Here is an 8,391-nt window from a genome sequence, read left to right on the forward strand (position 1 = left end):
CCTCGGCCCCCTCGACTCCGCTGCCCCACCGCCGGCTCGGCAGGACCGGGCCGGCGGTCTCCGCGCTCGGCCTGGGCTGCATGGGCATGTCGCCGATCTACGGGCACGCCGACCGGGGCGAGTCGATCGCCACCATCCACGCCGCGCTGGACGCCGGGGTCACGCTGCTCGACACCGGCGACTTCTACGGCATGGGCCACAACGAGATGCTGATCGGCGAGGCGCTGCGCAGCGCGCCGGCCGCCGCCAGGGAACGGGCGTTGACGAGCGTCAAGTTCGGCGCGCTGCGCACCGTCGACGGCGGCTTCTCCGGTATCGACGGCCGCCCCGCCGCGGTGAAGAACTTCGTCGCCTACTCGTTGCAGCGGCTCGGCGTCGACCACATCGACGTCTACCGGATCGCCCGGGTCGACCCCGCCGTGCCCGTCGAGGAGACGGTGGGCGCGATCGCGGAGCTGGTGGACTCCGGGTACGTGCGGCACATCGGACTGTCGGAGGTCGGGGCGGAGACCATTCGCCGGGCCGCCGCCACCGCGCCCATCGTCGACCTGCAGATCGAGTACTCGCTGATCTCCCGCGGCATCGAACGCGAGATCCTGCCGACGCTGCGGGAGCTCGGCATCGGCGTCACCGCCTACGGGGTGCTGTCGCGCGGGCTGATCAGCGGGCACTGGTCGCCGGACCGGAAGGTAGCGGCCAACGACTTCCGCGCCCACAGTCCACGGTTCAGCGGGGACAACCTGCGGCACAACCTGGGCCTCGTGGAGACTCTGCGGGAGATCGCCAGGGAGCGGGAGGCGAGCGTGGCGCAGCTGGCCATCGCCTGGGTGCTGGCCCGCGGCGAGGAGATCGTGCCGCTGGTCGGGGCCCGGACGCGGGAGCGGCTGGGTGAGGCGTTGGGGGCGTTGGACGTTACCCTCGACGCGGACGACCTGGCCGCCATCGAGCGGGCGGTCCCGGCGGATGCCGCGGCGGGCGACCGGTACGGGGCGGAGCAGATGGCCATGCTGGACAGCGAGAAGTAGCGAACAGGGGGACGGGATGACCGAGGCGCTGACCCCCGAGCGCATCCTGGCGGCCACCGAGGACGTGCTGCGCCGCTACGGCCCCACGAAGGCGACCGTGGTGGACGTGGCGCGGGCGCTCGGGGTCAGTCACGGCTCGGTCTACCGGCACTTCCGCACCAAGACGGCGCTGCGGGAGGCGGTCACCAAGCGGTGGATCGACCACACCACCGTCCTGCTCGAACCCCTGGCCGCCGGCCCCGGGCCGGCGGACCGGCGGCTGGCCGACTGGCTGACCGTGCTGTTCCACGCCAAGCGCCGCAAGGCGATGGACGATCCGGAGCTGTTCGCCACCTACACGGTGCTGGCCGAGGAGCTCAGCGAGGTGGTGGCGGCCCATGTGGCCGACCTGGTCGGGCAGCTGACCCGGATCATCGAGGACGGCCGGGCGGCGGACGTCTTCGCCCCCGGCCCGCCGGAGTCCGCCGTCCTGGCCCGGGCCGTCCACCAGGCCACCGCGATGTTCCACAAGCCGCACTTCGCGGCCCGCTGGGCCCTCCCCGAGGCCGAAGCGGACTTCACGGCCCTCCGCGACCTCGTCGTCCGCGGCTGTCAGTAGCCACCCATAAACTGTGCGTACTACTGGATAAGCCGCCGAAGGAGGCGCATCATGACATTGATGATGGAGCGACCCCAGACGATAGAGACCAGCGACAGGGCGCAGTTCGAAAGACTGCTCCACACGCTGGAAAAACTTGACGTGCCCGATGGCTACCGGGCGGAGATCATCAGGGGGAGCATCATCTTGTCGCCGTGGTCCAAGGGCACTTATCGGCCCATCCTGCGGAGCATGATGCGGCAGTTGTCAGGACACGAACCACAGGGGCACGTGATCGACACCGCCCCCTTCTTGTTCGCGTTCCCCGGGCAGAACAAGGCGATCGGCCCCGACCTCCATGTGTCCGATGCCGAGGCGACGGACATCGACAGCGTCCACCTACCTGGTGCGGCGCTGTCGCTCGTCGCGGAACTCACCTCCGTGGCCACGGCACAGTACGACCGCGCGGAGAAAGTCGAGTACTACGGGAAGGGGGGCGTGCCGGTCTACGTGCTCGTCGACATGGAGCGGTCGACCGTGACCATGTACTCCAAGCCCGGGGAGCAGGGGTATCAGCGGCACACCGAGATCAAGTTCGGCGACAAGGTTGATGTCCCGGCACCGTTCGACTGCGAGTTGGACACGGCCGACTGGAAGAGCTGATCGGCCGTAGGTGTGGGAGCCGCGCACGCGGCTCCCACACCGCGGTCAGCAGCCGATGAGGCGGCCGGCCAGGTAGCTCTCGACCTGGTCGAGGGAGACGCGCTCCTGCTTCATGGAGTCCCGCTCGCGGACGGTCACCGCGTTGTCCTCCAGGGTGTCGAAGTCGACGGTGACGCAGAACGGGGTGCCGATCTCGTCCTGGCGGCGGTAGCGGCGGCCGATGGCGCCCGCGTCGTCGAACTCGATGTTCCAGTGGCGGCGCAGCGCCGTGGCCAGGTCCTTGGCCTTCGGCGAGAGCTGCGGGTTGCGGGACAGCGGGAGGACCGCGACCTTGACCGGGGCGAGGCGGGGGTCGAGGGCCATCACGACCCGCTTCTCCATCTTGCCCTTGGCGTTGGGCGCCTCGTCCTCACGGTAGGCGTCCAGCATGAAGGCCAGCATGGTGCGGCCGACGCCGGCGGCCGGCTCGATGACGTAGGGGGTCCAGCGCTCGCCGGCCTCCTGGTCGAAGTAGCTGAGGTCCTGGCCGGAGGCCTTGGAGTGGGAGGCGAGGTCGTAGTCGGTGCGGTTGGCCACGCCCTCGAGTTCACCCCACTCGGAGCCGCCGAACTGGAAGCGGTACTCGATGTCGGCGGTGCGCTTGGAGTAGTGGGAGAGCTTCTCCTTGGGGTGCTCGTACCAGCGCATGTTCTCCTCGGAGAGGCCGAGGTCGCGGTACCAGTTCCAGCGCTGGTCCATCCAGTAGCCGTGCCACTGCTCGTCCTCGCCCGGCTTCACGAAGAACTCCATCTCCATCTGCTCGAACTCGCGGGTTCGGAAGATGAAGTTGCCCGGGGTGATCTCGTTCCGGAAGGACTTGCCCATCTGCGCGATGCCGAACGGCGGCTTGCGGCGCGAGGTCTGCTGCACCTGGGCGAAGTTGGTGAAGATGCCCTGCGCGGTCTCGGGCCGCAGGTAGGCGATCGAGCCGGTGTCCTGGGTGGGGCCGAGGTGGGTGGCGAGGAGCCCGGAGAACTGCTTGGGCTCGGTGAAGCCGCCCTTGTTCCCGCAGTTGGGGCAGTTGATATCAGCCATACCATTGGCCGGAACGTGACCGTGCTTCTCCTCGTACGCCTCCTCCAGGTGGTCGGCGCGGAAGCGCTTGTGGCAGGAGGTGCACTCGGTCAGCGGGTCACTGAAGGTGGCGACGTGGCCGGACGCCTCCCAGACCTCGGTGGCCAGGATGACCGAGGAGTCGATGCCGACGACGTCGTCGCGCGAGGTGACCATGGAACGCCACCACTGCCGCTTGACGTTCTCCTTCAACTCGACGCCCAGTGGTCCGTAGTCCCAGGCGGCGCGCTGACCGCCGTAAATCTCGCTACAGGGATAGACGAAGCCACGGCGCTTGCTGAGGCTGACGATGGTGTCGATCTTGTCGGCGGCCACGGTGCTCTCTTCGGGACGAAGGACGAGAAGGAATCGCCTCAGGTTACCGGCGGACGAGGGGCCCGCACCAAATCGGTTGGCCGGCGGGGGTCGAGGGCCGCGCCGACCACCCGGAACGCGAGAGGCGCCGGTCACATCACGGGATCCACAGTTGACAATGGTTTCCAAATAACTTGAAAATGGCTGTCATGACCGCAAGACGCGCACGCTCCCGAATACGCTCCGCCGCCCTTCTCGCCGGTGTCTCCGGTCTGGGGCTGCTGTCCCTGACCGCCTGTGGGTCCGGTGACGAGGGCGGTGGCGCGGGCGCGGACGGGCGGCTCGACGTGGTGGCGTCGTTCTATCCCATGGAGTTCCTCGCCGAGCGGATCGGCGGCGAGCACGTCTCCGTCTCCACCCTCACCGAGCCCGGCGTCGAGCCGCACGACCTGGATCTCAGCCCCCGCCAGACCGCCTCGCTCAGCGAGGCCGACCTGGTGGTCTACCTCCAGGGCCTGCAACCCGTCGTGGACGAGGCCGTGGAGCAGTCCGGCGCCTCGCGGGTCGTCGAGGCCACCTCGTTCACCACCCTGGAGACCCACGGCGACGAGGTGGACGGCGAGGAGCACGCGGACGAGCACGCCGAGGGCGAGCACGCGGAAGAGGAGCACGCCGAGGACGACGGTCACGGCCACGACCACGAGGGCGGCGACCCGCACATCTGGCTCGATCCGGTGCGCTACGCCGAGGTGGCCCGGGGCGTCGGCGACGCGATGGCCGAGGCCGACCCGGACCACGCGGCCGACTACGAGCGGAACACCGAGCAGCTCGTCGGGGAACTCCAGTCCCTGGACGAGGAGTTCGCCGCCGGCCTGGCCGACGCGCCGGCCCGGACCTTCATCACCACGCACGCCGCCTTCGGCTACCTCGCCGAGCGCTACGAGCTGCGCGAGGAGGCCATCACCGGCCTGGACCCCGAGGCGGAGCCGAGCGCGGCCCGGATGCGGGACCTCCAGGACATCGCCAGGGAGGACGGCGTGACCACGGTGTTCTTCGAGACGCTGGTCAGCGACGAGACCGCGCGAACCCTCGCCGACGACCTCGGCCTCGAGACGGCGGTGCTCGACCCGGTCGAGGGAATCACCGAGGACTCCCCCGGCGCTGACTACCTCGAGGTCATGCGCGCCAACCTCGCGGCCCTCCAGCAGGCGCTGGGCGCCTGAGGCCACGAGGCCACGGCGCGGAACGATCGGCTCAGAGACACAGAGGCCCAGAGGCCCAGAGGCACGGAAGGAGCGGTGAGGCCATGGAGCCCGTGATATCGCTGACCGGGGTGACCGCCGAACTCGGCGGCCGGCCCGTGCTGCGCGGCGTCGACCTGACGGTGCGGCCCGGCGAGGTGGTCGCGCTGCTCGGGGCGAACGGCTCGGGCAAGTCCACGGCGGTGCGGGCCACGGTCGGCCAGGTGCCGGTCAGCGGAGGCGAGTTGAGGATGTTCGGCACCGCCGTCCACCGCTTCCGCGACTGGCGCAGGCTCGGTTACGTGCCGCAGCGCTCCACCGCCACCGGCGGGGTGCCGGCCACCCTGCGCGAGGTCGTCTCGGCGGGTCGGCTCGCCCGCCGCGGGCTGCGCCCGCTGGGCCGGGCCGACCGGGCCGCCGTCGACCGGGCGCTCGACCTGGTCGGGCTCGCCGACCGGGCCGGGGACTCCGTGGACGCCCTCTCCGGCGGCCAGCACCAGCGGGTGCTGATCGCCCGCGCCCTCGCCGGCGAGCCCGAGCTGCTGGTCCTCGACGAGCCGCTGGCCGGCGTCGACCTGGCCAGCCAGGCCATCCTGGCCGACACCCTGCGCGCCCAGCTCGACCGCGGCGCCACCGTGCTGCTGGTGCTGCACGAGCTCGGCCCGCTGCGGCAGCTGATCGACCGCGCCGTGGTGCTGGCGCACGGCCGCGTCGAGCGCGTCGTGGAACGCCCGGGCGACGTCGGCGACGGTGTGGCGCCGCTGCCCGAGGAGTCCGCCTGCCATCCTCCCCCGGCCAACGGCCCCCGGCCTGGCGGCTGGGAGGTGCCCCCAGGGAGGGGCCCCCATGACCCGCTCGGGCGGGCCGTCGGGCCGACGCTCCAGACCGGGATCCTGTGATGTTCGAAGTCCTCGACTACCCCTTCATGCAGCGGGCGCTGCTGGCCGCCCTGCTGATCGGCGCGGCGGCGCCGGCCGTCGGGATCTACCTGGTGCAGCGCCGGCAGGCGCTGATGGGCGACGGCATCGGCCACGTGGCGTTGACCGGCGTGGCGCTCGGCTTCCTGTTCAACACGAGCCCGGTGTGGATGGCGGTCGCCGTCTCGGCCGTCGGCGCGGTCGCGATGGAACTGCTGCGCTCCTCCGGCCTGGCCCGCGGCGACATCGCGCTGGCCATGCTGTTCTACGGCGGCATGGCCGGCGGTGTGATGATCATCAACCTGGCCCCCGGTGGCTCGACCGCCAACCTCACGTCCTACCTGTGGGGCTCGGTCACCACCGTCTCGCCCGCGGACATCACCGCCATCCTGTGGCTGTCCGCCTTCGTGCTGCTGATCTCGCTCGGCCTGCGCCGGCAGTTGTTCGCCGTCTGTCAGGACGAGGAGTTCGCCCGGGTCACGGGTCTGCCGGTGCGGGCGCTCAACCTGCTGCTGGCCGTCACCGCCGCGGCCACCGTGACGGTGGCCATGCGGGTGGTCGGGTTGCTGCTGGTCAGCGCGCTGATGGTGATCCCGGTGGTGGCCGCCCAGCAGGCGACCAGGGGCTTCGCGATGACCCTGGCCGCGGCGATCGGTTTCGGCGTGCTGGTCTCGCTCTCCGGCACGGTCACGTCCTACTACGCCGACGTGCCCCCCGGCGCCACCATCGTGCTGATCGCCCTCAGCCTGTTCGCGCTGGCCTCGCTGCTGGCGTTGCCGCTGGCCAGGCGGCGCGCCCGGCGCGCACTCCCGGCACAGGCGCCGGCTCCGGCCCCGGAGCCGGCCGCCCGTCCGTGAGCCCCCGGAAAGCGGCTACCCTGGCCAGGCGGAACCGGTGAGGGCAGCCGCACGCCGAACAGGGAGGCACTCGTGGAGACGTCAGGACCGCCGGTGCGTGGCCGTTCGACGCGTCAGCGTGCGGCGGTCGCCGCCGCGCTCGCGGAGGTCGACGAGTTCCGCAGCGCCCAGGAGCTCCACGACATGCTCAAGCACCGTGGCGCCTCGGTCGGGCTGACCACGGTCTACCGCACCCTCCAGTCCCTCGCCGACGCCGGCGAGGTCGACGTCCTGCGCACCAGCGACGGCGAGTCCGTGTACCGCAGGTGCAGCACCGACGACCACCACCACCATCTGGTCTGCCGCTCCTGCGGCAAGGCCGTCGAGGTGGAGGGCCCGGCCGTGGAGCGGTGGGCGGACACCGTGGCCCAGGAGCACGGCTTCGTCGACGTCCGCCACACCGTGGAGATCTTCGGCACCTGCGGCGACTGCGCCGCCGCCCGGAAGCGCGGCCCCCGGGCGGCGGAGGGCTAGGCCCCGTCTCCCGGACCGCGTGGGGCCGCCGTCAGGGCTGTCCCCGGACGGCGTCGAGGCGGTGGGCGTAGAGCACCCGTCCGCACGGGGTGCTGTTCCGGCACGAGGGGTCGTCGATGTCGGCCCGGTGTTCGGAGACCGACCACAGGCGGGGCGGGTCCCCGGTCGTCGCGCCGTGTTCGAGGTAGAAGTCCTCGGGGCCCACGGCGGTGCGGATCTCGCCGCCGGCCAGGGCGAGCCGGCCGCCGGTCACGGTCGCCCGCCACAGGCTGCCGTTGCTGTAGCGGTGGCTCTGGTTGATGTAGTACCGGCCCTCGTGGCGGGCTACGCCCTGGGCCTGGTGCACGGGCAGGAAGTAGGAGGAGCCGGCCGTCGCGGGCACGGTGCCGGAGCGGCGTTCGAGCTCGGCGACCGGCCAGGCGCCGACCCGGCCGGTGGACGGTTGGGCGGTGGTGGTCGAGCAGTACTCCCCCACCACCAGGTGGTCGACGCCGCTGCGGTCCAGGGAGAGGTACGAGGCCTTGGGCGCGCCGACGTCGGCGCAGGCGGCGCCGTCGTTGTACTGGGTGGCGGTGTAGCGCCAGGTGGCCACCTGCGGCATCACGTAGCGGTAGCCGTGCCCGTACCAGACGCCGCCCTGCCGCCCGACCCGTCGGCCGTCCCCGACATCGCTGCTGAGCCCGTCGGGGGTGCGGTCGTCGGTCGCGGCGTCCTGGTCGGGGTTGAGGTCGAAGAGGTACCGCATGTCGAAGACGCGGATGCCGTTGTAGGTGTCGGCGACGTAGAGGTAGTTGCCGTACCAGACCATGCCGCCGGCGTGGATGCCGGTCTGGCCGCCCGCCGAGTGGATGGGCTGGTAGGTGATCCGGCCGTCGCCGGCGTAGTAGGGCCACACCAGCAGGACGTGCCGGTAGGTGCCGGCGGCGGGGTCGGCGAAGGTGACCCGGACGCCCTTCTCGAAGCAGAGCCCGGAGGTCGAGGCCGCGCAGTTCCCGGCCGCGTCCCGCCCGGGGTTGTGGTTGTCGTACCAGCCGGTCAGGAGCGTTCCGGTGGCCGTTCCCCACGCCTCGTCCTGCTGGGCGTCGGAGACCCCGGTCAGCCCCTGGGGTATCCACTCCTGGCCGAGCGAGTCGCCCTCGTCGAAGCAGTGGACCGCGTCCGGATCGAGCGGCGGCTTGGGGGTGGGGTCGG

The 8,391-nt window shown here is 71.5% G+C and carries 9 protein-coding genes; 7 read left to right on the top strand and 2 right to left on the bottom strand.

The window, feature by feature from the left end; genetic code table 11:
- Nucleotides 1–20 precede the first annotated feature (20 nt).
- From E1283_RS26625 to E1283_RS26635, 3 genes are read left to right on the top strand one after another with little or no spacing between them, the layout of a single operon-like run.
- Nucleotides 21–1,025: an aldo/keto reductase gene (locus tag E1283_RS26625; protein ID WP_243745129.1), complete on the top strand. Its 1,005-nt coding sequence runs from the start codon at nt 21–23 to the stop codon at nt 1,023–1,025.
- Between the two features lie 16 nt (nt 1,026–1,041).
- Nucleotides 1,042–1,623, top strand: coding sequence for a TetR/AcrR family transcriptional regulator (locus E1283_RS26630; protein WP_132820699.1), 582 nt, complete (start codon nt 1,042–1,044; stop codon nt 1,621–1,623).
- Between the two features lie 51 nt (nt 1,624–1,674).
- A complete protein-coding gene (locus E1283_RS26635) occupies nt 1,675–2,265 on the top strand; it encodes a Uma2 family endonuclease (protein ID WP_132820700.1) in 591 nt (196 codons plus the stop codon).
- 45 nt (nt 2,266–2,310) lie between these two features.
- Here the strand turns inward: E1283_RS26635 and E1283_RS26640 are convergent, their stop codons facing one another.
- Nucleotides 2,311–3,693: a glycine--tRNA ligase gene (locus E1283_RS26640; RefSeq protein ID WP_132820701.1), complete on the bottom strand. Its 1,383-nt coding sequence runs from the start codon at nt 3,691–3,693 to the stop codon at nt 2,311–2,313.
- A gap of 188 nt (nt 3,694–3,881) precedes the next feature.
- Between E1283_RS26640 and E1283_RS26645 the strand changes: the two genes are divergently transcribed.
- The 4 genes from E1283_RS26645 (at nt 3,882) to E1283_RS26660 (ending at nt 7,200) form a co-directional block, all read left to right on the top strand.
- Complete coding sequence (locus E1283_RS26645) at nt 3,882–4,895, top strand: metal ABC transporter substrate-binding protein (RefSeq protein ID WP_132820702.1); 1,014 nt, start codon at nt 3,882–3,884, stop codon at nt 4,893–4,895.
- Nucleotides 4,896–4,978: 83 nt separating this feature from the next.
- Entirely contained in the window at nt 4,979–5,812 is an 834-nt protein-coding gene (locus E1283_RS26650) for a metal ABC transporter ATP-binding protein (protein WP_132820703.1), read from the top strand.
- Entirely contained in the window at nt 5,812–6,687 is an 876-nt protein-coding gene (locus E1283_RS26655; RefSeq protein WP_132820704.1) for a metal ABC transporter permease, read from the top strand. Before E1283_RS26650 ends, E1283_RS26655 begins: the two co-directional genes overlap by 1 nt.
- A gap of 72 nt (nt 6,688–6,759) precedes the next feature.
- Entirely contained in the window at nt 6,760–7,200 is a 441-nt protein-coding gene (locus tag E1283_RS26660; protein ID WP_132820705.1) for a Fur family transcriptional regulator, read from the top strand.
- A 31-nt stretch (nt 7,201–7,231) separates the two neighbouring features.
- Here the strand turns inward: E1283_RS26660 and E1283_RS37515 are convergent.
- The coding region (locus E1283_RS37515) for a hypothetical protein (protein WP_165956249.1) at nt 7,232–8,391 on the bottom strand (1,160 nt) is incomplete at its 5' end.

The organism is Streptomyces hainanensis, assembly GCF_004348415.1.
Classification (GTDB): Bacteria; Actinomycetota; Actinomycetes; order Streptomycetales; family Streptomycetaceae; genus Streptomyces; species Streptomyces hainanensis.

Bases quoted from the DNA above. Each gene is read 5' to 3' on its own strand.
- E1283_RS26630 (WP_132820699.1), top strand. From the start codon at position 1,042: ATGACCGAGGCGCTGACCCCCGAGCGCATCCTGGCGGCCACCGAGGAC.
- E1283_RS26645 (WP_132820702.1), top strand. From the start codon at position 3,882: ATGACCGCAAGACGCGCACGCTCCCGAATACGCTCCGCCGCCCTTCTC.
- E1283_RS26635 (WP_132820700.1), top strand. From the start codon at position 1,675: ATGACATTGATGATGGAGCGACCCCAGACGATAGAGACCAGCGACAGG.
- E1283_RS26655 (WP_132820704.1), top strand. From the start codon at position 5,812: ATGTTCGAAGTCCTCGACTACCCCTTCATGCAGCGGGCGCTGCTGGCC.
- E1283_RS26650 (WP_132820703.1), top strand. From the start codon at position 4,979: ATGGAGCCCGTGATATCGCTGACCGGGGTGACCGCCGAACTCGGCGGC.